General features: G+C 58.9%; 22 protein-coding genes. 1 reads left to right on the top strand and 21 read right to left on the bottom strand.

The genetic code is table 11. The features are described from left to right. Positions 1-9: 9 nt before the first annotated feature. From cydB to sdhC, 10 genes are all read right to left on the bottom strand, one after another. Entirely contained in the window at positions 10-1,149 is a 1,140-nt protein-coding gene (gene cydB / locus C2E15_RS06720) for a cytochrome d ubiquinol oxidase subunit II (RefSeq protein ID WP_104956683.1), read from the bottom strand. 11 nt (positions 1,150-1,160) lie between these two features. Next, a complete protein-coding gene (cydA, locus tag C2E15_RS06715; protein ID WP_104956682.1) occupies positions 1,161-2,729 on the bottom strand; it encodes a cytochrome ubiquinol oxidase subunit I in 1,569 nt (522 codons plus the stop codon). Between the two features lie 759 nt (positions 2,730-3,488). Then, entirely contained in the window at positions 3,489-4,364 is an 876-nt protein-coding gene (sucD, locus tag C2E15_RS06705; protein ID WP_104956680.1) for a succinate--CoA ligase subunit alpha, read from the bottom strand. Beyond that, on the bottom strand, positions 4,364-5,530 hold the full coding sequence (gene sucC / locus C2E15_RS06700; RefSeq protein ID WP_104956679.1) for an ADP-forming succinate--CoA ligase subunit beta: 1,167 nt from the start codon (positions 5,528-5,530) through the stop codon (positions 4,364-4,366). The genes sucD and sucC overlap by 1 nt, the downstream gene beginning before the upstream one ends. 68 nt (positions 5,531-5,598) lie before the next feature. Further along, positions 5,599-6,813, bottom strand: a complete 1,215-nt coding sequence (gene odhB, locus C2E15_RS06695) for a 2-oxoglutarate dehydrogenase complex dihydrolipoyllysine-residue succinyltransferase (RefSeq protein ID WP_104956678.1) — start codon at positions 6,811-6,813, stop codon at positions 5,599-5,601. Between the two features lie 13 nt (positions 6,814-6,826). After that, the gene (gene sucA / locus C2E15_RS06690; protein WP_104956677.1) at positions 6,827-9,634 is read right to left on the bottom strand and encodes a 2-oxoglutarate dehydrogenase E1 component; all 2,808 of its coding nucleotides are present in this window, start codon (positions 9,632-9,634) and stop codon (positions 6,827-6,829) included. A gap of 267 nt (positions 9,635-9,901) precedes the next feature. After that, positions 9,902-10,618, bottom strand: a complete 717-nt coding sequence (locus C2E15_RS06685) for a succinate dehydrogenase iron-sulfur subunit (RefSeq protein WP_104956676.1) — start codon at positions 10,616-10,618, stop codon at positions 9,902-9,904. Between the two features lie 17 nt (positions 10,619-10,635). Next, positions 10,636-12,402 carry a succinate dehydrogenase flavoprotein subunit gene (gene sdhA / locus C2E15_RS06680; RefSeq protein ID WP_104956675.1) on the bottom strand — a complete coding sequence of 589 codons (1,767 nt, stop codon included), beginning with the start codon at positions 12,400-12,402 and terminating at the stop codon, positions 10,636-10,638. A 1-nt stretch (position 12,403) separates the two neighbouring features. Continuing rightward, entirely contained in the window at positions 12,404-12,751 is a 348-nt protein-coding gene (gene sdhD / locus C2E15_RS06675; RefSeq protein ID WP_104956674.1) for a succinate dehydrogenase membrane anchor subunit, read from the bottom strand. After that, positions 12,745-13,134 carry a succinate dehydrogenase cytochrome b556 subunit gene (sdhC, locus tag C2E15_RS06670; protein ID WP_038630084.1) on the bottom strand — a complete coding sequence of 130 codons (390 nt, stop codon included), beginning with the start codon at positions 13,132-13,134 and terminating at the stop codon, positions 12,745-12,747. Before sdhC ends, sdhD begins: the two co-directional genes overlap by 7 nt. 631 nt (positions 13,135-13,765) lie before the next feature. Here sdhC and C2E15_RS06665 point away from each other — a divergent pair. Further along, positions 13,766-15,049 carry a citrate synthase gene (locus C2E15_RS06665; RefSeq protein WP_104956673.1) on the top strand — a complete coding sequence of 428 codons (1,284 nt, stop codon included), beginning with the start codon at positions 13,766-13,768 and terminating at the stop codon, positions 15,047-15,049. 54 nt (positions 15,050-15,103) lie between these two features. On the opposite strand, the gene nei is transcribed toward C2E15_RS06665, so the two are convergent. The 11 genes from nei to C2E15_RS06610 form a co-directional block, all read right to left on the bottom strand. Then, entirely contained in the window at positions 15,104-15,892 is a 789-nt protein-coding gene (gene nei, locus C2E15_RS06660) for an endonuclease VIII (RefSeq protein WP_104956672.1), read from the bottom strand. Between the two features lie 12 nt (positions 15,893-15,904). Continuing rightward, complete coding sequence (pcp, locus tag C2E15_RS06655; protein ID WP_104956671.1) at positions 15,905-16,552, bottom strand: pyroglutamyl-peptidase I; 648 nt, start codon at positions 16,550-16,552, stop codon at positions 15,905-15,907. A 7-nt stretch (positions 16,553-16,559) separates the two neighbouring features. Continuing rightward, positions 16,560-17,576, bottom strand: a complete 1,017-nt coding sequence (locus C2E15_RS06650) for a DUF979 domain-containing protein (protein ID WP_104956670.1) — start codon at positions 17,574-17,576, stop codon at positions 16,560-16,562. After that, positions 17,576-18,304 carry a DUF969 domain-containing protein gene (locus C2E15_RS06645; protein WP_104956669.1) on the bottom strand — a complete coding sequence of 243 codons (729 nt, stop codon included), beginning with the start codon at positions 18,302-18,304 and terminating at the stop codon, positions 17,576-17,578. The genes C2E15_RS06650 and C2E15_RS06645 overlap by 1 nt, the downstream gene beginning before the upstream one ends. Positions 18,305-18,347: 43 nt before the next feature. Continuing rightward, a complete protein-coding gene (pxpA, locus tag C2E15_RS06640; RefSeq protein ID WP_104956668.1) occupies positions 18,348-19,088 on the bottom strand; it encodes a 5-oxoprolinase subunit PxpA in 741 nt (246 codons plus the stop codon). Continuing rightward, entirely contained in the window at positions 19,078-20,010 is a 933-nt protein-coding gene (gene pxpC / locus C2E15_RS06635) for a 5-oxoprolinase subunit PxpC (RefSeq protein WP_104956667.1), read from the bottom strand. The genes pxpA and pxpC overlap by 11 nt, the downstream gene beginning before the upstream one ends. Further along, a complete protein-coding gene (gene pxpB / locus C2E15_RS06630; protein ID WP_104956666.1) occupies positions 20,004-20,660 on the bottom strand; it encodes a 5-oxoprolinase subunit PxpB in 657 nt (218 codons plus the stop codon). Before pxpB ends, pxpC begins: the two co-directional genes overlap by 7 nt. Before the next feature lie 154 nt (positions 20,661-20,814). Beyond that, positions 20,815-21,558 carry a type 2 GTP cyclohydrolase I gene (locus C2E15_RS06625; protein WP_104956665.1) on the bottom strand — a complete coding sequence of 248 codons (744 nt, stop codon included), beginning with the start codon at positions 21,556-21,558 and terminating at the stop codon, positions 20,815-20,817. Further along, positions 21,551-23,008 (bottom strand): deoxyribodipyrimidine photo-lyase, encoded by a 1,458-nt coding sequence (gene phrB / locus C2E15_RS06620; protein ID WP_104956664.1) that lies wholly within the window; start codon positions 23,006-23,008, stop codon positions 21,551-21,553. The genes C2E15_RS06625 and phrB overlap by 8 nt, the downstream gene beginning before the upstream one ends. Positions 23,009-23,024: 16 nt before the next feature. Further along, a complete protein-coding gene (locus C2E15_RS06615; protein ID WP_104956663.1) occupies positions 23,025-23,978 on the bottom strand; it encodes a YbgA family protein in 954 nt (317 codons plus the stop codon). A gap of 155 nt (positions 23,979-24,133) precedes the next feature. Continuing rightward, entirely contained in the window at positions 24,134-24,334 is a 201-nt protein-coding gene (locus tag C2E15_RS06610) for a YbfA family protein (protein ID WP_104956662.1), read from the bottom strand. Between the last annotated feature and the right edge of the window lie 122 nt (positions 24,335-24,456).

Genomic DNA, 24,456 nt, shown 5'->3' with positions numbered 1-24,456 from the left:
ACGCCTCCGTTAATAGAGTGAATGAGTGTTGCTTTCAATATGTTCTTTGGTGATGCGGCCAAACATTTTGTAGTAGCACCAGCTGGTGTAAATCAGAATCAGCGGCACGAACACCATCGCCACATAGAGCATCAGCTTCAGCGTCATCAGGCTTGAGGTGGCGTCCCACAGCGTCAGGCTCATGTTCGGCTGCGTGCTGGAGGGCATAATGAAGGGGAACATCGCCACTCCGGCGGTAAGAATGACGCAGGCCAGCGTCAGCGAAGAGAACAGGAACGCCCAGGCGCCCTTCTTCATCCGCGAGCAGAGCGCCGTTAACAGCGGGAACAGCAGGCCCAGCGCCGGGATCAGCCACAGTAGCGGATAGCGGTTAAAGTTAAGCAGCCAGGCGCCCGCTTCGCGTGCAACCTCTTTATTTAACGGATTGGAGGCCGCAGCGCGATCGATAGCGCTGGTCACCACATAGCCATCGATGCCATACATCACCCAGACGCCCGCCAGCGCGAACGCCGCCAGCATCACCAGCGCGCTGATTTGCGCCGCCGCGCGCGCGCGCAGAGACAGCTCGCCGGCGGTGCGCATCTGCAGATAAGTGGCGCCCTGCGTCAGGATCATCGTCAGGCTGACGATGCCTGCCAGCAGGCCGAACGGGTTCAGCAGCTGGAAAAAATTACCGGTGTAGTAAAGGCGCAGATAGGCGTCGGCATGGAAAGGCACGCCCTGCAGCAGGTTGCCAAACGCCACGCCGATCACCAGCGGCGGTACGAAACTGCCGACGAAAATGCCCCAGTCCCACAGCTTGCGCCAGCGCATATCCTCAATCTTGGAACGGTAGTCAAAGCCGACCGGACGGAAGAAGAGCGAAGCCAGTACCAGAATCATCGCCACATAGAAACCGGAGAACGCGGCCGCGTAGACCATCGGCCAGGCGGCGAACAGCGCGCCGCCAGCGGTGATCAGCCACACCTGGTTACCGTCCCAGTGCGGCGCGATGCTGTTAATCATAATGCGGCGCTCGGTATCGGTGCGTCCGAGAATGCGCGACAGCATGCCGACGCCCATATCAAACCCGTCGGCGACCGCGAAGCCAATCAGCAATACGCCGATCAGCAGCCACCAGATAAAACGTACAACTTCATAATCCAACATAGCTGGCTCCTTTACTGCACCGGCTGCGAAGCGATAGTGGACTGCTCATAGTGATAGCGTCCGGTTTTCAGGCTGCTTGGGCCCAAGCGGGCGAACTTGAACATCAGGTACATCTCTACCACCAGGAAGAGTGTGTAGAGCCCGCAGATCAGCCCCATCGAGAACAGCAGATCGCCGACCGTTAGCGTCGAGTTCGCCACCGCCGTCGGCAGCACTTCGCCAATCGCCCAGGGCTGACGGCCATATTCCGCCACGAACCAGCCCGCTTCTACGGCGATCCACGGCAGCGGAATACCGTACAGCGCTGCTTTCAGCAGCCAGCGGTTTTTGCCGATGCGGTTGCGGATCACGCTCCAGAAAGAGAGACCAATGATGCCCAGCATCAGAACGCCGGCCAGGACCATGATGCGGAAAGAGAAGTAGAGCGGCGCAACATGCGGGATAGAGTCCTGCGTCGCCTGCTTGATCTGCGCTTCCGTGGCGTCAGTGACGTTCGGGGTATAGCGTTTCAGCAGCAGGCCGTAACCGAGATCCTGTTTATGGCCGTTGAACGCCTCGCGTATCGCCGGATCGCTGTTGCCAGCGCGCAGCTCTTCCAGCAGGTGGTAGGCTTTCATGCCGTTGCGGATGCGCACTTCATGCTGCGTCATCAGATCTTTCAGGCCGGTTACCGGCTTATCCACCGAGCGGGTGGCGATCAGGCCCAGCAGATAAGGGATTTGAATCGCGTAGCCGTTCTCCTGCGTCAGCTGATTCGGCAGGCCGAACAGGGTAAAGGCGGCCGGCGCAGGCTGGGTTTCCCACTCCGCTTCAATCGCCGCCAGCTTGGTTTTCTGCACGTCGCCCATCTCGTAGCCGGACTCATCGCCCAGCACGATCACCGACAGCACCGCCGCCATGCCGAAGCTGGCGGCGATGGCGAAAGAGCGTTTCGCGAAAGCGAGATCGCGGCCGCGCAGCAGGTAGTAAGCGCTGATGCCGAGAATAAACATGGCGCCGGTGGTATAGCCCGCCGCAACGGTATGCACGAATTTCACCTGCGCCACCGGGTTAAGCACCAGTTCAGAGAAACTCACCATCTCCATACGCATGGTTTCGAAGTTAAACTCCGAGGCGACCGGGTTCTGCATCCAGCCGTTAGCCACCAGAATCCAGAGCGCGGAGAGGTTGGAGCCAAGCGCCACCAGCCAGGTCACGGCCATGTGCTGCACTTTGCCCAGCCGATCCCAGCCGAAGAAAAAGAGGCCGACAAAGGTGGATTCAAGGAAAAAGGCCATCAGGCCTTCGATCGCCAGCGGGGCGCCGAAGATATCGCCGACGTAGTGAGAGTAATAAGACCAGTTGGTGCCAAACTGGAATTCCATGGTCAGGCCCGTTGCCACCCCGAGCGCGAAGTTGATGCCAAACAACTTGCCCCAGAATTTGGTCATATCTTTGTAGATTTGCTTACCCGACAGAACGTAGACGGTTTCCATGATCGCCAACAGAAACGCCATACCCAGCGTTAACGGTACGAACAGGAAATGGTACATCGCCGTCAGGGCAAACTGTAAACGCGACAGTTCGACGATATCAAACATCTTAACCCCTTGCTTTTCGCTGAAAGCATTTAAGACACGGCTTTATTCACCGCCGCAGCGGACAAATTGCGCCATGCTGATTGCTGTTAAAAAAAAGCTGCTTTTATTACTGGTTAACGGACGAACGATCCCGACCGCCAGCCAGCGGTTGATTTGAAGTTAATAAGCACTTCCAGAGTGAGACGGCAATATCATACCCTTACAAACGATACGGTAAAGCGAAATTAGCGTGACGAGGTAAATATTTTTTGATCCAGATTCGCATTTACCACAAAAGCGTTATAAAGACGAAGTTGATATAGCGCAATTTAATTAAAAAAACGCTAAAGAAATATAAATACATCTGTTTCAATGACTTATAAAATCGTTACCCCTCGTTAAAAGAAGATAAATTAATGAGATAACAGGTAACCAATTTGTTGTTTAATTGTTTAATTAAATCTTTGAAGCCGTTAATCGCCCAGCGAATCACGCCTGAAGCGCGTAAAATAGATTTAGAAAAAATCTGAACAGCAGTGGCTTTTATTAATATTTTATGGCCCTGCACGCCCTTTATAAAAACGTTTATTTTTACATTTATTAAACCGGTTATTACTTTCTTATTAACAGAGCGCAATAACGGATACCGCCGTGGCAACCCAATATAGGCCGCCTGTGCGGCGCAAAGCGACGGTATACATCAGGCTATCGCATGGGAAATAAAAACAGATAAAAAAGGCCACCCGAAGGTGGCCTGAAGATTCAATCATCCGACACGGATTATTTCAGAGGGAGAACAGCTTTTACGGCGTCGCCAATGTCTGCCAGGCTACGAACGGTTTTCACGCCGGCCGCTTCCAGCGCAGCGAATTTCTCATCCGCCGTGCCTTTACCGCCTGCGATGATGGCGCCGGCGTGGCCCATACGCTTGCCTTTCGGCGCGGTTACGCCGGCAATGTAGCCCACAACCGGTTTGGTCACATGTTCCTTGATGAAGGCCGCTGCTTCTTCTTCGGCGCTGCCGCCGATTTCACCGATCATCACGATCGCTTCCGTCTGCGGGTCATTCTGGAACATCTCCAGGATATCGATGAAGTTGGAGCCCGGAATCGGGTCGCCGCCGATACCCACGCAGGTGGACTGGCCGTAGCCGATGTCGGTGGTCTGCTTCACAGCTTCATAGGTCAGCGTGCCGGAGCGGGAAACGATGCCGATGCGGCCCGGCTGATGAATGTGACCCGGCATGATGCCGATTTTGCATTCGCCCGGCGTGATCACGCCCGGGCAGTTCGGGCCGATCATACGTACGCCCGCTTCGTCCAGCTTCACTTTCACTGTCAGCATATCCAGTGTCGGGATGCCTTCGGTGATGGTGATGATTAATTTAATGCCCGCGTCGATCGCTTCCAGGATGCCATCTTTGCAGAACGGCGCCGGAACGTAGATCACAGAGGCGGTCGCACCGGTCGCTTCTACCGCTTCGCGCACGGTGTTGAATACCGGCAGGCCGAGATGGGTGGTGCCGCCTTTGCCTGGCGTCACGCCGCCAACCAGCTGCGTACCATAGGCCAGCGCCTGCTCAGAGTGGAATGTACCCTGGCCGCCGGTGAAACCCTGGCAGATAACTTTGGTGTTTTTGTCGATCAAAATGGACATTATTTACCCTCCGCTGCGGCAACAACGCGTTGGGCCGCGTCGGTCAGGCTGGTTGCCGCAATAATGTTCAGTCCGCTGTCCGCCAGTTTCTGTGCGCCCAGCTCAGCGTTGTTCCCTTCAAGACGTACCACGACCGGTACGTTGACGCCCACTTCGGCTACTGCGCCGATGATGCCATCGGCAATCAGGTCGCAGCGTACGATGCCGCCGAAAATGTTAACGAATACCGCTTTTACCGCGTCGTCAGAGAGGATGATTTTAAACGCTTCGGTTACGCGCTCTTTGGTCGCGCCGCCGCCCACGTCAAGGAAGTTAGCCGGCTGGCCGCCGTGATGCTTCACGATGTCCATGGTGCCCATCGCCAGACCGGCGCCGTTCACCATACAACCGATGTTGCCTTCCAGCGCAACGTAGTTCAGTTCCCACTGCGTCGCGTGCGCTTCGCGCGGATCTTCCTGGCTCGGGTCACGCATTTCGCGCAGCTCCGGCTGACGGAACATGGCGTTGCCGTCGGCACCCAGTTTGCCATCCAGGCAGATCAGGTCGCCCTGTTTGGTGATCACCAGCGGGTTGATCTCCACCAGCGCCAGGTCGCGCTCCAGGAACAGAGTAGCGAGGCCCATAAAGATTTTGGTGAACTGGTTCACCTGCTTGCCGGTCAGGCCCAGCTTGAACGCCAGCTCACGGCCCTGATAAGGCTGCGGGCCAGTCAGCGGATCAAGCGCCATTTTATGGATCAGGTGCGGGGTCTCTTCCGCCACTTTCTCAATCTCAACGCCGCCTTCGGTAGAGGCCATAAACACCACGCGACGCGTGCTGCGGTCAACAACCGCGCCCAGATACAGCTCCTGATCGATATCGGTCGCCGCTTCCACCAGAATCTGGTTTACCGGCTGCCCTTCCGCATCCGTTTGGTAAGTGACCAGACGTTTACCCAGCCAGTTCTCCGCGAAGGTACGGATCTCTTCTTTGCTCTTAACCACTTTCACACCGCCCGCTTTACCGCGGCCGCCGGCATGAACCTGACATTTAACTACCCACGGGCCTGCGCCGATTTTAGAGGCCGCTTCTTCCGCTTCGCGTGGCGTAGTGCAGGCGTAGCCGGTGGGTGCCGGTAAGCCATACCGTGCAAACAGCTGTTTCGCCTGGTACTCGTGTAAGTTCATGATGTTCTATCCATTCAGGTCTGAAAAGATTAATAACGTTGGGCGCGGCATCACCGCGCCCGGCAAGATTAAACGTCCAGCAGCAGGCGCGCCGGATCTTCCAGCATCTCTTTCACCGCCACCAGATAGCCCACGGATTCGCGGCCATCGATCAAACGGTGATCGTAAGAGAGCGCCAGATACATCATCGGCAGGATCACCACCTGGCCATTGACCGCCATCGGACGATCTTTAATGGCGTGCATGCCCAGAATGGCGCTCTGCGGCGGGTTGATGATCGGCGTGGACATCAGCGAACCGAAGACGCCGCCGTTGGTGATGGTAAAGTTGCCGCCGGTCAGCTCTTCAACCGTCAGCTTGCCGTCACGGCCTTTCACCGCCAGCTCTTTAATTTTCTTCTCGATATCCGCCATGCTCAGCGTATCGACATCGCGCAGTACCGGCGTCACCAGGCCGCGCGGTGTGGAAACGGCGATGCTGACATCGAAGTAGTTGTGATAAACCACGTCGTCGCCGTCGATCGAGGCGTTCACTTCCGGATAACGCTTCAGCGCTTCTACTACTGCCTTGATATAGAAGGACATAAAGCCCAGACGCACGCCGTGACGCTTCTCGAAGGCATCGCCGTACTGCTTGCGCAGATCCATAATCGGCTTCATGTTCACTTCGTTGAAGGTGGTCAGCATCGCGGTGCTGTTCTTCGCTTCCAGCAGACGTTCGGCGACGCGTTTGCGCAGACGCGTCATCGGGACGCGTTTCTCGCTGCGGCCTACCAGCGGCTGCGGCGCGGCTTCCTGTTTCGGCTCCGCTTTCGCTGCGGCCGGCTGCTGTTTCAGATGTTTTTCCACATCTTCACGCGTGATACGGCCGCCGACGCCGGTGCCTTTGATGGCTGCCGCGTCCAGGCTATGTTCCGCGATCAGACGACGGATCGCCGGGCTCAGTGCGTCATTGCTCTCTTCTTCCAGCGACGCGGATTGACGCTGCGCCGGCGTGGATTCATTGCTTTCCGCTTTGGCGGCGGTCTCTTTGCCGCCGCTGTTGCCTTCTTTCAGGCGGCCCAGAATCTGACGCGAGGTCACGGTGGCGCCTTCATCTTCCAGTACAGCTTCCAGCACGCCGTCCGCAGAAGCAGGCACTTCCAGAACGACTTTATCCGTTTCGATTTCAACCAGCACTTCATCGCGGCTTACCGCATCGCCCGGTTTCTTATGCCAGGTTGCTACAGTGGCATCAGCAACAGATTCAGGCAGGTCGGGAACGAGAATATCTACGCTACTCATTATCTTTCCTTATTTAATCAACGTTCAGCGCGTCATTAACCAGGTCTTGCTGCTGTTTCAGGTGTACAGACATGTAACCTACAGCAGGTGAAGCGGAAGCCGGACGACCGGCATAACGTAAAGAAGCACCAAAAGGAACCACTTCGCGGAAGTGGTGCTGGCTGCAATACCAGGCGCCCTGATTCAGCGGCTCCTCCTGACACCAGACGAAATCATGCACGTGCGCGTAAGGCTGCAGCGCTTCCTGTACCGCTTTATGCGGGAACGGATAGAGCTGCTCGATACGCACGATTGCGACATCGTTTTGTTCATTTTTGCGGCGCTGCTCCAGCAGATCGTAGTAGACCTTGCCGGCGCACAGCACCACGCGTTTCACCGCTTTCGGATCGAGGTCGTCGACTTCGCCGATAGCAGGCTGGAAGCTGCCGTTCGCCAGCTCATCCAGCGATGAGACCGCCAGCGGATGACGCAGCAGCGATTTCGGCGACATCACCACCAACGGACGACGCATACCGCGCAGCGCCTGACGGCGCAGCATGTGGTAAACCTGCGCCGGCGTAGACGGGACGCACACCTGCATATTCTGTTCTGCGCAGAGCTGGAGATAACGTTCCAGACGCGCCGAGGAGTGTTCCGGGCCCTGCCCTTCGTAGCCGTGCGGCAGCAGCATCACCAGGCCGCACATCCGGCCCCATTTCTGCTCGCCGGAGCTAATGAACTGGTCAATCACCACCTGCGCGCCGTTGGCGAAGTCGCCGAACTGCGCTTCCCAGATGGTCAGGGTGCGCGGCTCCGCGGTAGCGTAGCCATACTCAAACGCCAGCACCGCCTCTTCCGACAGCACCGAGTCCCAGACGCGGAACTGGCCCTGGCCGTTATGGATGTGCTGCAGCGGCGTATAGGTTGAGCCGTTCGCCTGATTATGGACCACCGCATGACGATGGAAGAAGGTGCCGCGACCGGAGTCTTCACCGGAGATACGCACCGGAATGCCTTCATCCACCAGCGTGGCGTAGGCCAGGTTTTCCGCAGCGCCCCAGTCGAACAGCTTGTTGCCCGCCGCCATTTCGGCACGGTCGTTGTAAATCTTCGCGACGCGCGACTGCACTTCCACCGAATCCGGTACCTGGCTGATGCGTTTTGCCAGTTCCTGCAGACGTTTGAAATCCACTTTCTCCGGGTAGCTCTCATCCCACTCGTGGTTGAGGTAAGGCGACCAGGTGAAAGAGTGCAGGCTCATCGGACGCCATTCCGGCACCACGCATTCGCCCGCGTCGAGCGCATCGCGGTAAAGGTTGACCATCTCGGTAGCGTCTTCCAGGTTGATCACCTGCTCCGCTTCCAGACGATCGGCGTAAATTTTACGCGGCGTCGGATGCTTTTTGATTTTCTGGTACATCACCGGCTGCGTGGCGCTCGGCTCGTCCGCTTCGTTATGGCCGTGGCGGCGATAGCAAACCAGATCGATAAAGACGTCGCGCTTGAAGGTGTTGCGGAAATCGAGCGCCAGTCGGGTCACGAAGGCCACCGCTTCCGGGTCGTCAGCGTTGACGTGGAAAATCGGCGACTGCACCATTTTGCCGATATCGGTGCAGTATTGCGTAGAGCGGGCATCTTTCGGGTTGGAAGTGGTAAAGCCGATCTGGTTGTTGATCACGATACGCACTGTACCGCCCACTTCGTAGCCGCGCGCCTGAGACATGTTCAGGGTTTCCTGCACCACGCCCTGACCGATCACCGCCGCATCGCCGTGAATGGTGATCGGCAGCACTTTGTTGCTGACCGGCTCATCCAGACGATCGAGACGCGCGCGCACCGAGCCCATCACTACCGGGCTGACGATCTCGAGGTGCGACGGGTTAAACGCCAGCGCCAGGTGAACCATACCGCCTTCGGTCTCCACGTCGGAGGAGAAGCCCATATGGTATTTCACGTCGCCGGTGCCGAGATGCTCTTTATGCTTGCCGGCGAATTCGTCGAACAGATCCTGCGGCTTTTTGCCCAGCACGTTGATCAGCACGTTCAGACGGCCGCGGTGCGCCATACCCAGCACCACTTCGCGGGTGCCATTTTTGCCGGCGTGACGGATCATCTCGCGCAGCATCGGCACCAGCGCGTCGCCGCCTTCCAGCGAGAAGCGTTTCGCGCCAGGGAATTTCGCCCCCAGATAGCGCTCCAGGCCTTCCGCTGCGGTCAGCTCTTTCAGGAAGCCTTTTTTCTCTTCGCTGCTGAAGGCCGCGTGACCCACTACCGATTCGATGCGCTGCTGGATCCAACGCTTCTCTTCCGTATTGGTGATATGCATATATTCCGCGCCGATCGGGCCGCAGTAGGTCTGCTTCAGCGCGTTAATCAGCTCGCCGAGCTGCAGGCGATCTTTGCCGATAGCAAAGGAGCCGACGTTGAAGGTTTCCTGATAGTCCGCCTCGCTCAGGCCATGAAACGCGGGATCGAGATCCGACACCTGCTCCTGCTGCCACAGTCCCAGCGGATCGAGGCTGGCGTGCTGATGGCCGCGGAAACGGTAAGCGTTGATTAACTGCAGGACTTTAACCTGTTTGGCATTGGCATCGGGATCGCCAACGGAGGCGGCATAGCGTGAGGTATCTTTCGCCAGGCGACGGAAATAGTCGCGCGTTGAGGAGTGGAACTGCTCAGGCCTGAGCCCGGTGCCGGGAAGCTGCTGGAACATGTCGCGCCACACAGCATCAACAGAGTCAGGATCGGTGAGAAAATCCTCATAGAGCTGCTCTATGTAAGATTGGTTCGCGCCGGCCAGCCAGGAAGAGTCAAGCCAGGGCTTCATTGCGCTGTTCTGCATTGTGATCCCTTAAGCATTACATGCTTTTTTCGAGGTTTCATTGTTGCCGGGTTACCGGCTTGCCCAACGCTGCGTCGCACGCCTGCTTATCAGAGGTGCGGCACAGCCAGATCCAGTTCATCGATACGAGCGCTGTGGGCAACCGATGCCCTGGCCCGTAAGGGAACCTTGGTAAGGTTTGTCGCGGCAGCGCATTTTCGCCCTGACAGACCTTACCGGGGTCTCCGTAAAACATCCGGGAACCTGGGTTCCCGGATGGCGTTTCCGTTACGCGTTACGTTGCAACAGCATCGACTTAATGTGGCCGATCGCCTTGGTGGGGTTCAACCCTTTTGGGCACACGCTGACACAGTTCATGATGCTGTGGCAGCGGAATACGCTGAAAGCGTCGCTCAGGTTATCCAGACGCGCCTCGGTTTCGGTGTCGCGGCTGTCAATCAGGAAGCGATAGGCGGCCAGCAGCCCCGCAGGCCCAACGAACTTGTCCGGGTTCCACCAGAACGACGGGCAAGAGGTTGAGCAGCAGGCGCAGAGGATGCACTCGTAAAGGCCATCCAGATGCGCACGCTCGCCCGGCGTCTGCAGATGCTCGCGCGCCGGCGGATTTTCGCCATTATTCAACAGGTAAGGCTTAATCTTCTCATACTGCTTGTAGAACTGGCCCATGTCCACGACTAAGTCGCGGATCACCGGCAGGCCCGGCAGCGGGCGGATAACAATCTTCTGCTTGCCGTTGCCCAGCGCCGAAACCGGCGTAATGCACGCCAGCCCGTTGCGGCCATTCATGTTCAGACCGTCGGAGCCGCACACCCCTTCACGACAGGAGCGGCGGAACGCCAGCGACGGGTCCTGCTCTTTCAGTTTAATCAGCGCGTCCAGCAGCATCATGTCGCGTCCATCTTCCGCTTCCAGGGTGTAATCCTGCATACGGGGCGCGTCATCCACATCCGGGTTATAACGATAAATGGAAAATTCGAGTCTCATCGTCTTTTCTCCGCAAATTAGTAGGTACGCACTTTCGGCGGGAAAGCGGCGCGCAGTTTCGGCTGCATGTTCACCTCACGGCGCGTCATGCTTTCGGTTTGCGGCAGATAGAGCGAATGGCACAGCCAGTTCTCATCGTCACGATCCGGGTAGTCAAAACGGCTGTGGGCGCCGCGGCTTTCCGTGCGGTAGTTGGCCGCTACGGCGGTAGCGAACGCTGTTTCCATCAGGTTATCCAGCTCCAGACACTCAACGCGTTGGGTGTTGAAATCGCTGGAGCGGTCGTCCAGACGCGCCTGCTGCAGGCGCTCGCGGATCTGCCTGAGATCCTCCAGCCCTTTTGCCATCGCGTCGCCTTCACGGAATACCGAGAAGTTGTTCTGCATGCAGCTTTGCAGCGCTCTGCGGATTTCCACCGGATCTTCACCCGTGGTGTTGTTATCCCAGCGGCGGTAGCGCGCCATCGCGGCGTCGATATCGTCAGAAGAAGCATCACGCAGCTCGCCCTGCTCCTGGATAGACTCCAGCAGATGCAGGCCGGCGGCGCGGCCGAAGACCACCAGATCCAGCAGCGAGTTGCCACCGAGGCGGTTAGCGCCATGTACCGATACGCAGGCGATTTCGCCAACGGCGAACAAGCCTGGCACCACCACATCTTCGCCTTTTTCGTTCAGGGTCAGCGCCTGGCCGGTCACTTTGGTCGGAATGCCGCCCATCATGTAGTGACAGGTCGGGATGACCGGGATCGGCTCTTTCACCGGATCGACGTGGGCGAAAGTACGCGACAGTTCCAGAATGCCCGGCAGGCGGGATTCCAGTACTTCACTGCCCAGATGATCCAGCTTCAGCTTAATGTGTGGGCCCCACGGGCCTTCGCAGCCACGGCCTTCGCGAATCTCAATCATCATTGAACGCGCTACCACGTCGCGACCCGCCAAATCTTTGGCGTTCGGCGCGTAACGTTCCATAAAGCGCTCGCCGTGCTTGTTCAGCAGGTAGCCGCCTTCGCCGCGACAGCCTTCGGTTACCAGCACGCCCGCGCCGGCGATGCCGGTCGGGTGGAACTGCCACATCTCCATATCCTGCACCGGCACGCCCGCGCGCAGCGCCATGCCGACGCCATCGCCGGTATTGATGTGCGCATTCGTGGTGGACTGGTAAATTCGGCCCGCGCCGCCGGTGGCCAGCACCGTGGCTTTCGCCTTGAAGTAGACCACTTCGCCGGTTTCAATGCTCAGCGCGGTACAGCCCACCACGGCGCCATCCTGGTTTTTCACCAGATCGAGCGCGTACCATTCGGAGAAGATGGTGGTTTTGTTTTTCAGGTTCTGCTGATACAGGGTATGCAGCAGCGCATGGCCGGTACGGTCGGCGGCCGCGGCGGTACGCGCCGCCTGCTCACCGCCAAAGTTGCGCGACTGACCGCCAAACGGACGCTGGTAAATGCGGCCGTCGTCGAGACGGGAGAATGGCAGGCCCATATGCTCCAGCTCCAGAATCGCTTCCGGGCCGGTTTTACACATATATTCAATCGCGTCCTGGTCGCCGATATAGTCGGAACCTTTAACGGTATCGTACATGTGCCATTCCCAGTTATCTTCGTGGCTGTTGCCCAGCGCGACGGTGATGCCGCCCTGTGCGGACACGGTATGGGAACGGGTCGGGAAAACTTTAGACAGCAGGGCACAGCTCTGCCCCGCCTGTGAAATCTGTAGGGCCGCGCGCATACCTGCGCCGCCTGCCCCGATCACTACGGCATCAAACTCTCTGACTGGCAAATTCATCTTACGCACCCCATACCACAACGGTTCCATAAATCGCATAGACCAACAGCGCGACGACAATCACCAGCTGCAACAGCAGGCGCCACGCCAGCGGCTTAATGTAGTCCGTCAATACCTGCCACATACCGATCCAGCCGTGGATCACGGTGGAGAACAGCGTCAGCAGCGTAAAGACTTTCGTAAAGGAAGAGGCGAAGAAGGCGCGCCAGATATCGTATGTCAGGGTATCGGACACAATAAAGAAGCCGAGGATATACAGGGTATAGAGCGTAATAAGGATTGCAGTGGCACGCAGCAGCAGCCAGTCCTGCACGCCATTGCGCCCCAGTGCAGTAGCATTGCTTACCATACGAGGACTCCCGCCAGAATTGAAAGCACGATAGTAATGCCGAAGCCGATACGCGCTGAGCTATTGCCGACGCGCTGGGTTTCAGCTAAATATCCGAAGTCCATCAGCATGTGACGAATGCCGCCGACAGTGTGCCAGGCCAGTGCGGTGAGGATGCCCCACATAATGAACTTAGCGAAAAAGCTGTTCATGACGGCAGATGCCTGCAGGAAGCCTTCGGGTGAGGAGAGCGAGAGACCCAGTAGCCAGAGCAGAATACCGACGGCCACAAAACTGATGACGCCGGAAACGCGGTGGAGAATGGACGCAATTGCAGTAACGGGAAACCGGATCGTAGTGAGATCCAAGTTGACAGGTCTTTGTTTTTTCACGGTTTTGCCCACACAGCCTTTCTTATTTTGCTTCCTCCGGTCCTGAAGGTGAAAGCCGATCACGGGCGTGGTCAGACTGCGCACCGGCACCAAAACAGCAACATCCAGTGTTAATTGAAGCGATAAAACGCTGGGTGGCTCTCGGTGTCAGGGTATTCCGGAGACCTGGCGGCAGTATAGGACGATCACATTCTTATTACAATTCCCCTACAAACGCTTTGGAAACATTTAGGCGGAACAGTGATCGATCTCTCAATTTTCACATTTTAAACAAATTTAATTATCTGATTTGACAAAAGTTCAACATTTCAGTTACAAACTAACGCACAAAAGTCCTATGATGCGCAAAAGTTATGGGGATACACTTTCCCCTAAACACAAGTTATGTAACAGTGATTAAATAAATTGCTAAATGCATCAGGTTATTAGTTAAAATTCTATAATGACCAGAACGGATCTTTAACAACCGCAGAACGCATTAGCATCATGTTTGCCGGAAGCTTCCAACCGCGCCGTCACTCTGTACCCTGCACGCGACACCATGCCACAGAGTTGATAGTCTGCATTTATTTCACGCAATCCGCAGCATGATGGTAATTTTGGTGTCAAAGATCCACCAAATATGGCGCTAAGGAGACTGTAAATGTCTGATAAAAAAGTGACGCTAACCCTGAACGGTGAAGCTCCTGTCGAACTGGACGTGCTGCACGGCACACTGGGTCAGGATGTTGTTGACGTGCGTAGCCTCGGTTCACAAGGCCTGTTCACGTTCGACCCCGGTTTTACCTCTACTGCGTCCTGTGAATCGAAGATCACCTATATTGATGGTGATGAAGGTATCCTGCTCCATCGTGGTTATCCTATCGATCAGCTCGCCACCCACTCTAACTATCTTGAAGTCTGCTATATCCTGCTGAACGGCGAAGCACCAACCCAGGCGCAGTTCGAAGAGTTCCGCACCACCGTTACGCGCCATACCATGATTCATGAGCAGATTACCCGTCTGTTCCACGGCTTCCGTCGCGATTCTCACCCGATGGCGGTGATGTGCGGCGTGACCGGCGCGCTGGCCGCGTTCTATCACGATTCGCTGGACGTTAACATTGAGCGTCACCGTGAAATCGCCGCGTTCCGCCTGCTGTCGAAAATGCCGACCGTGGCGGCGATGTGCTACAAATATTCGATCGGTCAGCCGTTTGTTTATCCACGCAACGACCTCTCCTACGCCGGCAACTTCCTGCATATGATGTTTGCCACCCCGTGTGAAGAGTATAAGGTGAACCCGGTGCTGGAGCGCGCGATGGATCGTATTCTGATCCTGCACGCTGACCACGAGCAGAACGCCTCTACTTCGACCGTACGTACCGCCGGCTCCTCGGGTGCCAACCCGTTCGCCTGTATCGCAGCCGGCATCGCCTCGCTGTGGGGACCGGCGCACGGCGGCGCCAACGAAGCCTGCCTGCGTATGCTGGAAGAGATCAGCCACAAAGATCACATCCCGGAATTCGTCCGCCGCGCGAAAGATAAGAACGACTCTTTCCGCCTGATGGGCTTCGGTCATCGTGTTTACAAAAACTATGACCCGCGCGCCACCGTGATGCGCGAAACCTGTCACGAAGTGCTGAACGAGCTGGGCATGAAGGACGATCTGCTGGAAGTGGCGATGGAGCTGGAACATATCGCGCTCAATGACCCGTACTTTATTGAACGCAAACTCTATCCGAACGTCGATTTCTACTCTGGCATCATTCTGAAAGCGATGGGTATTCCCTCTTCAATGTTCACGGTGATCTTTGCTATGGCGCGTACCGTCGGCTGGATCGCGCACTGGAAAGAGATGCATGATGAAGGGATGAAAATCGCCCGTCCGCGTCAGCTCTATACCGGTTACGAACAGCGTGAGTTCGCTTCCCAGCTGCAGAAGTAATCTGCCGCGAAAGAAAAAGGGCCTGCGGGCCCTTTTTTATTGTCTGCGATAAGCTTAATGCTGACAGCCGGGGCACCAGTAAAAGGGGCGCGAAGAGAGCGTAGTCTTTTCAATTACTCCGCCACAGCGCTCGCACAGCTTCCCTGCGCGGTGGAATACCTTAAAGCGAAAGGCCGCCTCGTGGTGCGCGCTTTTCATGGTGCCGCGCATGCGGTAGGAGTGACGCGGGATCGCCAGCAGCGCCCGGCTCAACCGCTGCAGCTGCGGCTCGGTCAGATCCTGCGCCCGGTGCTGCGGCGCCAGCTCCGCCTGCCACAATATTTCCACCCGCAGATAGTTGCCCAGACCCGCCAGAAAAGCCTGATCCAGCAGCAGGCCGCTGAACTGACGCCGCCGAAAACGCGGCGACAGCAGGCGCTCGCGCACCGCCTCCTCCGTCAACTCGTCATCCAGCACATCAGGACCGATACGCTGTAAAAACGGCTGCGCCGCCAGCGTATCGCTGTTGTGCATCTCAATATCCGATGCGCTGTAGAGCAGAATGGTCTGCTCCGCGCAGGCGAGCCGCACCCGCAGTATGCGCTGCGTTGACGCTTCGCTGCCGGTTTTCACCACCCGCCAGACGCCGTACAGCTGATTATGGCTGTAGAGCGTCAGCCCGTTAGAGAAGTGCGTCAGCAGCGCTTTGCCACGCGTCTCTATCGCGGTGACCGTTTCGCCGATCAGGGCGTTTTCATAGGTTTTCAGCTGCGGAAAGGCAAACCAGACATCCGTCAAAGGTTTGCCGACAATGGCTTCCTCCAGCCGATCCGCCGCCCGGCGGATCTCTGGTCCTTCTGGCATAGCGTTATCCTGTTAATGCGTCGCGCCGCCTGACAGGCGCAGATCCTGTTCCGTCCGTAATGCAATGGTAATCGCCATCTCCAGCGCCAGAATAACGGTTTGTGCCGCCATACTGGGCGCGCCGGGATGATTTACCGCCTGCTCCGGCAGGTAAGGAATATGAATAAAACCGCCGCGCGCGTTATCGCCCTGCTGGGCGAGACGATGCAGCAGGCCATACATCACATGGTTACAGACGTAGGTGCCGGCAGTCTGCGAAACCGAGGCGGGTATGCCCGCTTCGCGGATGCCCCCAACGATGGCTTTGATCGGCAGCGTTGCGAAATAGGCCGCCGGCCCGCCGGGCACAATCGGCTCATCGATCGGCTGATTGCCATTATTATCCGCAATGCGCGCGTCGTTAATGTTAATGCCGACGCGCTCTACGGTGATATCGGCGCGCCCGCCCGCCTGCCCTACCGCGATCACCAGCTCCGGCTGCAGCGCCTCCATTTCGACATAGAGCGCGGTCAGCGCGTCGCCGAAGGCGCAGGGCAGCTCTTTCGCTACGACCTTGCAGCCGCCTATCATTCGCTCATCGAGCTGACGCACCGCTTCCCAGGAGGGGTTAATTTGTTCGCCGCCAAAAGGCGCGAACGCTGTAATCAGCACTGTTCTCATCATCGCCTCACAGGAACATCAGGAAATAGAGCAGAAAAATGTTAACAATTAACAATAGCACGCCGGTTGGCGTCTGCGCTTTGATCACCGCGTTGCGATCGGGCAGCTCCAGCAGCGCCGCTGGCACAATATTAAAGTTAGCCGCCATTGGCGTCATCAGCGTGCCGCAGTAGCCGGAGAACATCCCGATTGCCGCCATCACCGCCGGGTTGCCGCCATGCTGTAAAACCAGGATCGGAATGCCAATGCCGGCGGTGACGATGGGGAACGCGGCGAAGGCGTTGCCCATAATCATGGTCAACAGCGCCATGCCCAGTACGAATACCGCCACGGCGATAAAGCGATTATCCACCGCCAGATATTGCTCGGTAAGGTGCGCGATAGCCGACCCCACCCCCGCCGTGGTGAACAGCAGTCCAAGAGTGGCGAGGATCTGCGGCAGAATAAACGCCCAGCCGATAGCATCCAGCAGACGTCGCGCCTCCTGCAGCGACTGCGCCGGTTTTTCGCGGCTGATTTTCAGCGCCACCAGCCAGCCGACGAAGCAGCCGACGGTCATGGAAAACAGCGTCACCAGCGTGGAGTGGTTGCCCGCGCCGAACAGCCCCTGTTGCAAACCGGGAATATGGTTAAACGCCAGCACGCCAGCCACCGTTACCAGCGGGATCGCCAGCGCCGGCAGGAACAGGCGGTTGCCGAGGCGGCTGGCGCTCTGCTGACGCTCATCGTCACTGCGCTGATGGTAGCGGCCCAGCCGTACGCCGCCGAAGCCGGCGATCAGCGCCATCAGCACGACCAGCGCGCCGATAACGATATGCAGGCTACGCGCCCCCGCCGCGCCGTCGCCGGCAAACTGCTCCGCCAGCCGGTAGGCCCAGTCGCCGATGAAAAACATCAGCCCGTAAAGCCCCCAAAACAGTCCGGTGGTGAAGCGGCGCGGGTTCGCTTTGTCGCGCCACGACATCAACGCCACTACCAGCAGGATCAGGCCGGCCAGGTAAAACAGATACTGTTGCTGAAACATTAGCGGCCTCCTTTCTGCTGCAGCGCGGCGTGATTCAACGCGCTCAGTTCCGCCGCCAGCTTCCTGTCGAGCCGACGCAGCCGCAGGGAATGGATAATAAAGGCGCTCACCGCGGTAGGGATGCCCCACAGCGCGATATGCAGCGGCTCGGTCTGGATGCCGCCCGACTCCAGCATAAAGTTATGCATAAAGATAATCGCGCCGAAGGCGACGAAAATATCCTCCCCGAAGAACAGCCCGACGTTATCGGTCGCGGCGGACATGGCGCGCAGCCGGTGACGCACCGCTTCCGGCAGCTCGCCGTAACGGTTTTCCGTCGCCCCTTCCGCCATCGGCGCCAGCAGCGGGCGCACCATCTGCGGGTGGCCGCCCAGGCTGGTCAGCCCCAGCGCCGCCGTCGCCTCGCGCACCAGCAGGTAAACCGTCAACAGGCGTCCGGCGGTAGCGGTTTTAATCGTCGCTATCCACGCCTGCGCCCGTTCTTTCAGGCCGTGCCGCTCCAGCAGGCCGATTACCGCCAGCGGCAGCAGCAGGATAAACGGCAGGTTGCGCGTGCTGAGAAAGCCCGAGCCGAGTTTTTCCAGAATGTCGGCCAGCGGCATATGCGCCGCCACGCCGGTGATGATGCCGGCGATGATCACCACCAGCACCGGGTTGAAACGCAGTAAAAAGCCGACCACGATGGCTGCGATGCCGAGCAGCGGCCATAAATTAACCAGAGGTTGCATGCTATTTCTCCTGATGAAATCCCCGGCGCGCCGGGGCAAAATGTCAGCCGTCGCTGCTGACCAAAATTTGCTGCGCGGCGAAAGCGTCGCGCAGACGACGGGCGAAAGCCAACGCGTGCGGGCCATCGCCGTGCAGGCAGACAGTCTGCGCCCGTAACGCGACCCACTCTCCCGTCACACTCTCGACTTTACCCTCTCGCACCATCGAAAGCGTACGCGAAATCGCCTGTTCTTCTTCTTCGATCATCGCGCCCGGCTGACCGCGCGGCACCAGCGAACCATCCGCCTGATAGCCGCGATCGGCAAACACCTCTTCCCGGGTACGCAAGCCGTAATGCTGCGCGGCGCGCACCGATTCGCTGCCCGCCAGCCCCACCAGCAGCAGATCGCCGCCCGCGGCCCTGACCGCGCGCGCGATGGCGTCCGCCAGCGTCGCATCGCGTGCCGCCTGGTTATAGAGCATGCCGTGCGGCTTTACGTGCGTCAGGCATGCGCCTTCGCTTTCCGCCAGCGCTTTCAGCGCGCCGATCTGATACAGCACCTGCGCGTAGACGGTCTCCGGTGGCAGCTGCATCGCGCTGCGGCCGAAATTCTCCCGATCGGGGAAAGCGGGATGCGCGCCGATCGCCACGCCGAACTCGCGCGCCCAGCGTACCGATTGCAGCATGGTTTGCGCGTCGCCCGCATGAAAGCCGCAGGCGATGTTCGCCGAGCTGACCAGCTGCAGCAGCTCGCGATCGCTGCCGCACCCTTCGCCTAAATCGGCGTTTAAATCAATTTTCATCTTCCAGCCCCCATGACATGCGCTCCAGTACCTGCTGCTGCTGCTGTTTCGCCTGCAGCGCTTCTTCCAGCGTGCAGTGAATAAAATGGATCGGTTCGCCGAGGCGGATCTGCGCCAGATGGTAAAGATCGGCTTCGATCACACAGGCGATGCGCGGATAGCCGCCGGTGGTCTGCGCGTCGGCCATCAGCACGATCGGCTGCCCGTTATGAGGCACCTGAATCACGCCGGGCAACAGGCCGTGCGACAGCAGCTCGCGCCGGCTTTCACGCGCCAGCGGTCGTCCCTGCAGGCGATAGCCCATACGGTTGCTTTGCGGATCGAGCCGCCAGGAGACGCGCCAGAATGCCTCCTGCGATTCATGGCTGAACTCATGATATTCCGGGCCAGGCAGCGCGCGCAGGCGGTTGCCCCACAGCAGCTGCCGCACGCCCGCTTTGTCACGGAAGTCGCGCGTCGGGGCCGCCAGCGGCAGCACGTCGCCATCCTGCAGGCGCCGGCCCTGCCAGCCGCCGAAAGCGGCGTTAAGATCGGTGCTGCAGGAGCCGAGCAGCGGCTCTACCGCGAAGCCGCCGTTGATCGCCAGATAGCTGCGCATGCCGCGCACCGGCATCGAGAGCGTCAGGCGCTGCCCTTTTTTAATCGGCATTCGCCAGCCGGTCCAGACCGGGCGGCCATCCAGCTCGGCGTTGCAGCCTGCGCCGGTCAGCGCGAACCAGCCGTCGCGTCCAAACTCGGCACAAAACTGTCCGAGGGTGATCTCCAGCACCGCCTGCTGCTGCGGGTTGCCTACCAGCAGGTTGGCGGTGCGCATCGCCGGCTGGTCCAGTACGCCGCCGCCGCTGATGCCGAACTGGCGCCAGCCGCTGCGTCCGCCATCCTGTAACGTCGCGCTCATCCCGGCACGAATGATCTTCAGCATATGCCCTCCTTCTGCGGCACAAAGCGGACGCGATCGCCCGGACGCAGCAGCGTCGGCGGCTGCTGATGTGGATCGAACAGCGGCAGCGTGGTGCGGCCAAGCAGCTGCCAGCCGCCGGGCGAGGCGAGCGGATAGATGCCGGTCTGGCTGCCGCCGATGCCGACCGATCCCGCCGGCACCTGTACGCGCGGCGCACCGCGACGCGGCGTATGCAGGCGGCTGTCCAGCCCGCCCAGATAAGGAAAGCCGGGCTGAAAGCCGATGAAATAGACGTCATACAGTACGGCGGCATGGGCCGCCACCACCTGCTGCGGCGTCAGCTGACAGTGCCGCGCGACCACCTCGAGATCGGGGCCGGCCTCGCCGCCATAGATTACCGGGATCGCAACCTCGCGCGATGTGGGGATCGCGGCTTCGCTCTCCTCCCACCAGGTTTGCAGCCGTTCAATGGCGTCCAGCGCCTGATGCTGCGGATCGCGCAGCACCACCGTAAGATTATTCATTCCGGGAATCGCTTCCAGCACCTGCGGATAGTCGCGCAGCCGCTGCGTTAATCCCCAAATTCGCTGCTGGCTCTGCAGCGATACGGGCGGTTCCAGCTCAAGCACGACCGCGCGTTCCCCCAACAGGTAACAACGTGCCCTTTGCAAAACTCACCTCCTGACATAACGCAATGCTATGACTTATTCATTCTGGACAGGTAGTTATGCGGGGATGCTGACGGAGTGTCAACCGGTTTGCATGGAGATGTGACGCAGAGATGACGGCGGGAAGGCTCCCGCCGCAAAACAGAAAAGCTGGCGATCAGGCGGGATTGTCGATATCAATAAAGGTGACATCCAGCGAATGCTGCGCCGCCAGCCACTCGCCCAGCGCGCGAATGCCGCCGCGCTCGGTGGCGTGATGACCGGCGGCGAAGAAGTGTAGCCCGTTCTCGCGGGCGCTGTGGATGGTCTGCTCCGACACTTCGCCGGTAATAAAGGCGTCGACGCCAAACGCCGCCGCGCTGTCGATAAAGCCCTGGCCGCCGCCGCTACACCAGGCGATACGACGGATCTGCGCCGGCGCGTTATCGCCGCAGTGCAGCGGCTGACGTCCCAGCGTTTCGCCGATGCGCGCCGCCAGCGCCTCGCCGCTCAGCGGGGTTTGCAATTCGCCCCACGGCACCAGCGGCTGGATTTCGCCGCGCACCTCAATGCCGAACGCCTGCGCCAGCTGCGCATTGTTACCCAGCTGCGGGTGCGCATCCAGCGGCAGGTGCCAGCCATAGAGGTTGATGTCATTCGCCAGCAGCGTGCGCAGGCGACGGCGCTTCATTCCTTTAATTGCCGGCGCTTCGTTTTTCCAGAAGTAGCCGTGATGTACCATTATCGCATCCGCCTGCAGCCGTACCGCCTCGTCCAGCAGCGCCTGACAGGCGGTTACGCCGGTTACGATCTTTTTGACATGCTCGCGCCCTTCCACCTGCAGACCGTTCGGCGCATAGTCGCTAAACGCGGCGCTGTTCAGCTGCTGATTGACGATCTGCTCCAGTTCAAAATTATTCATTCACCTGCTCCGGGGGGATCACTGGCGACGCTTTACGCGCCGCTTCAAAAATCGCTAAGGTTTGTTCTCTCGCCGCCTTATGTTCCACGATCGGCGACGGATAATCGAGCCGTTGACGATTTTTCTTCGCCCAGCCGTGCGGATCGTGAATATCACTGTCCGGTACCGCCGCCAGCTCCGGCAGCCAGCGGCGGATGAATGTGCCCTGCGGGTCGAAGCGTGCGCCCTGCGTGGTGGGGTTGAAAATGCGAAAATAGGGCACCGCGTCGGTGCCGGTCGACGCCGCCCACTGCCAGCCGCCGTTATTTGCCGCCAGGTCGCCATCAATCAGCACCGACATAAAATAGCGTTCGCCGCGCCGCCAGTCGATCTGGAGATCCTTCACCAGAAAGCTGGCGGCGATCATCCGCAGGCGGTTATGCATCCAGCCGGTGGCGTTCATCTGGCGCATCGCAGCATCGACAATCGGATAGCCGGTTTTTCCTTCGCACCAGGCGGTGAAATGGTCGGCGCGCTGCTGCCAGGCGAGCTGTCTGGCCCACGCCATAAAGGGCTGGTTTTTACACAGCGCCGGGAAGGCCACCAGCAGGTGGCGATAGAAATCGCGCCAAATCAGTTCGTTGAGCCAGACGCCGCCTGCCCCCTCCTCCAGCGCATGCGGCTGCTCGCGCAGCAGGCGATGCAGGCACTGGCGCGGCGAAAGCGTGCCGACGGCCAGACAAACGGAAAGGCCGCTGGTCGCCTCATCCGCCGGATAATCACGCCGCGCAGGGTAATCCGCCACCCGCTGGCGGCAAAACGCGCGCAGGCGCTGCAGCGCAGCGGCTTCGCCAGGCGTAAAACGCTGCTCGTCAATCGACTGACGCGGATAATCAAAAGGGGCCAGCGGCGCAGGTTGGTCAGCGGTGACGTGGGCGCGCGCTTCCGGCGCCGGCAGACAGGGCGGCAAATCGCCGCGCAGGCGCTTCAGGCACGCTTTGCTGAACGGCGTAAACACCTTATACATTTTACCCTCGCCGGTGCGCACACTGCCCGGCGGCAGCAGCACGCTGTCGTCGAACCCCTGCACCGTCACGCCCTGCTGCGGTAGCAGACGTTCGACCGCCGCATCCCGTTCCCGCTCGTTGAATTCATACTGATAGTTGTAGAACAGCGCATCGACATGGCGTTCACGGCAAAACTGCTGCAGATAGCTGACCGCGGCGCTGAAATCGTCGCACTGGTGATAGTGCAGCGCGATGCCCTTCTCCGCCAACCCTTGCTGCAGCAGCTGCAGGCTGCGCCAGATATATTCCGCCTGACGCGGCGCCATATCGTGCTGACGCCACTGCTGCGGTGTGGCGATAAACAGCGCGAGAACGCGATCCTCGCGGCGGCGGCAGGCGGCCCAGAGGGCGCTATTGTCATTGAGGCGCAGATCATTGCGCAGCCAGACCAGATGGGTGGCCATGTTACCTCCTGTTATCTCAACGACCGTAGCGTAAGCGCAGCGCTTCAGGGTAGGGTTCGAAGTAGCGCTGCTGGGACAGCCATTCGTGCGGATACTCTTTCATGTAGTGCTTAAGCAGGGTAATTGGCGCCAGCAGCGGCTGTACTCCCTGGCGATAGCGATCGATCAGCGACGCCAGTTCCTGACGCTGCGCCGACGAGAGCTGACGGCGGAAATAACCCTGAACGTGCATCAAAACATTGGTGTGGTTTTTACGCGAGGCACGGTGTGACATCAGCTGCATCAGGCGGCTACGGTATTCCGTTGCGTACGCCTCCAGCGAGTCAAAAGTGTGCATCGCGGCGACAAAGGGCCCAAGTTTGCGATACTCCTGCTGCGAATGAGCAAGCAGCAGCAGCTTATAACGGGTATGGAAGGCCATCAGGCCATGCGCCGTCAGCCCTTCCTTCCAGAGCTGGTTGAACTCATGCAGCGCGTAGACGCGGCTGACGAAGTTTTCCCGCAGCACGTCATCATGCAGGCGGCCATCCTCTTCCATCGGCAGCCAGGGCATTTCACGCTGCAGCGCCTGGGCGAAGATGCCGATGCCCTCTTTACGGTTGTTGTTGCTGTCAGGTTCATAAATACGCACCCGCTCCATGCCGCAGCTGGGAGATTTAGCGCAGAGAATATAGCCGCAGAGGTGATGCAGCCCGGCAACTTTTTGCACGGCGAAATCGTGCATCTGCGAGGTGATCTCTTCGCCGCCGGTCTTACTGAAGCAGAGAGCGACCTCGTCCTCTTTTTTCACCAGGCGCAGCGCCGGGCGCGGCGTCGGCAGGCCGATCGCCATTTCCGGGCAGATCGGCTCATAGCGGACATAGGGAGCGAGTTCCTCTGTAGCGAAAGCCAAACGTTTATGGCCGCCATCGAAACGGACGCTGTCTCCCAGCAAACAGGCGCTGATCCCTACCGGTATTTTCTCGCTCATACTTGTACAACCTCTCAAAGCTTGTATAAGTTTAAGTGTAGCTGAAGCCGACGCGGGACGCACTTAAAATCCAGCCGGGCTGGGCGCCTGCGCAAAAAAAATCCCACCATAAGGTGGGATGATGGCATTACGCTCGCTGGTGAAACGGCTGACAATCAGTAAAAGTCGCCGCCTGCTGCTTCCGCCTGCGCCAGCCAGACCGGCTTGCTGCTGGTCTTGCTCCAGATACGGTGCAGGTAGCTGTAAAAACGCGCCCGGTCGCGACGGAATAGCATGACCGGCAGCGCCAGCACGCCGATCAGCAGCACCGCCGTACGGCGCAGGATAATTTTAGGCAGGGAATAAACAGAGTACATAACCTACGCCTCCTGAAAGGAATGAACAGCAACGTTCGTTAAGAAAGAATGATAAGCCTGATTGTGTAATTTTACTACTCATCCGACCACTAAATTGCAGAAAAAAAGCGCAGCTCACCCGA

Origin of the sequence: Mixta gaviniae, from assembly GCF_002953195.1 — a bacterium.
Classification (GTDB): Bacteria; Pseudomonadota; Gammaproteobacteria; order Enterobacterales; family Enterobacteriaceae; genus Mixta; species Mixta gaviniae.
The sequence above is the reverse complement of the archived record's forward strand: the minus strand, read 5'-3'. Positions and strand labels throughout refer to the sequence as shown.

What these genes read in the sequence shown, in the direction of transcription:
- C2E15_RS06615 (WP_104956663.1), bottom strand. Translation starts at nt 23,978, where the DNA reads ATGAGCGAGAAAATACCGGTAGGGATCAGCGCCTGTTTGCTGGGAGAC.
- C2E15_RS06610 (WP_104956662.1), bottom strand. Translation starts at nt 24,334, where the DNA reads ATGTACTCTGTTTATTCCCTGCCTAAAATTATCCTGCGCCGTACGGCG.
- cydB (WP_104956683.1), bottom strand. Translation starts at nt 1,149, where the DNA reads ATGTTGGATTATGAAGTTGTACGTTTTATCTGGTGGCTGCTGATCGGC.
- C2E15_RS06645 (WP_104956669.1), bottom strand. Translation starts at nt 18,304, where the DNA reads ATGCAACCTCTGGTTAATTTATGGCCGCTGCTCGGCATCGCAGCCATC.
- sucD (WP_104956680.1), bottom strand. Translation starts at nt 4,364, where the DNA reads ATGTCCATTTTGATCGACAAAAACACCAAAGTTATCTGCCAGGGTTTC.
- sdhD (WP_104956674.1), bottom strand. Translation starts at nt 12,751, where the DNA reads ATGGTAAGCAATGCTACTGCACTGGGGCGCAATGGCGTGCAGGACTGG.
- sucA (WP_104956677.1), bottom strand. Translation starts at nt 9,634, where the DNA reads ATGCAGAACAGCGCAATGAAGCCCTGGCTTGACTCTTCCTGGCTGGCC.
- nei (WP_104956672.1), bottom strand. Translation starts at nt 15,892, where the DNA reads ATGCCAGAAGGACCAGAGATCCGCCGGGCGGCGGATCGGCTGGAGGAA.
- phrB (WP_104956664.1), bottom strand. Translation starts at nt 23,008, where the DNA reads ATGGCCACCCATCTGGTCTGGCTGCGCAATGATCTGCGCCTCAATGAC.
- odhB (WP_104956678.1), bottom strand. Translation starts at nt 6,813, where the DNA reads ATGAGTAGCGTAGATATTCTCGTTCCCGACCTGCCTGAATCTGTTGCT.
- C2E15_RS06685 (WP_104956676.1), bottom strand. Translation starts at nt 10,618, where the DNA reads ATGAGACTCGAATTTTCCATTTATCGTTATAACCCGGATGTGGATGAC.
- pxpA (WP_104956668.1), bottom strand. Translation starts at nt 19,088, where the DNA reads ATGAAAATTGATTTAAACGCCGATTTAGGCGAAGGGTGCGGCAGCGAT.
- pxpC (WP_104956667.1), bottom strand. Translation starts at nt 20,010, where the DNA reads ATGCTGAAGATCATTCGTGCCGGGATGAGCGCGACGTTACAGGATGGC.
- sucC (WP_104956679.1), bottom strand. Translation starts at nt 5,530, where the DNA reads ATGAACTTACACGAGTACCAGGCGAAACAGCTGTTTGCACGGTATGGC.
- C2E15_RS06625 (WP_104956665.1), bottom strand. Translation starts at nt 21,558, where the DNA reads ATGAATAATTTTGAACTGGAGCAGATCGTCAATCAGCAGCTGAACAGC.
- C2E15_RS06650 (WP_104956670.1), bottom strand. Translation starts at nt 17,576, where the DNA reads ATGTTTCAGCAACAGTATCTGTTTTACCTGGCCGGCCTGATCCTGCTG.
- cydA (WP_104956682.1), bottom strand. Translation starts at nt 2,729, where the DNA reads ATGTTTGATATCGTCGAACTGTCGCGTTTACAGTTTGCCCTGACGGCG.
- pcp (WP_104956671.1), bottom strand. Translation starts at nt 16,552, where the DNA reads ATGAGAACAGTGCTGATTACAGCGTTCGCGCCTTTTGGCGGCGAACAA.
- sdhA (WP_104956675.1), bottom strand. Translation starts at nt 12,402, where the DNA reads ATGAATTTGCCAGTCAGAGAGTTTGATGCCGTAGTGATCGGGGCAGGC.
- C2E15_RS06665 (WP_104956673.1), top strand. Translation starts at nt 13,766, where the DNA reads ATGTCTGATAAAAAAGTGACGCTAACCCTGAACGGTGAAGCTCCTGTC.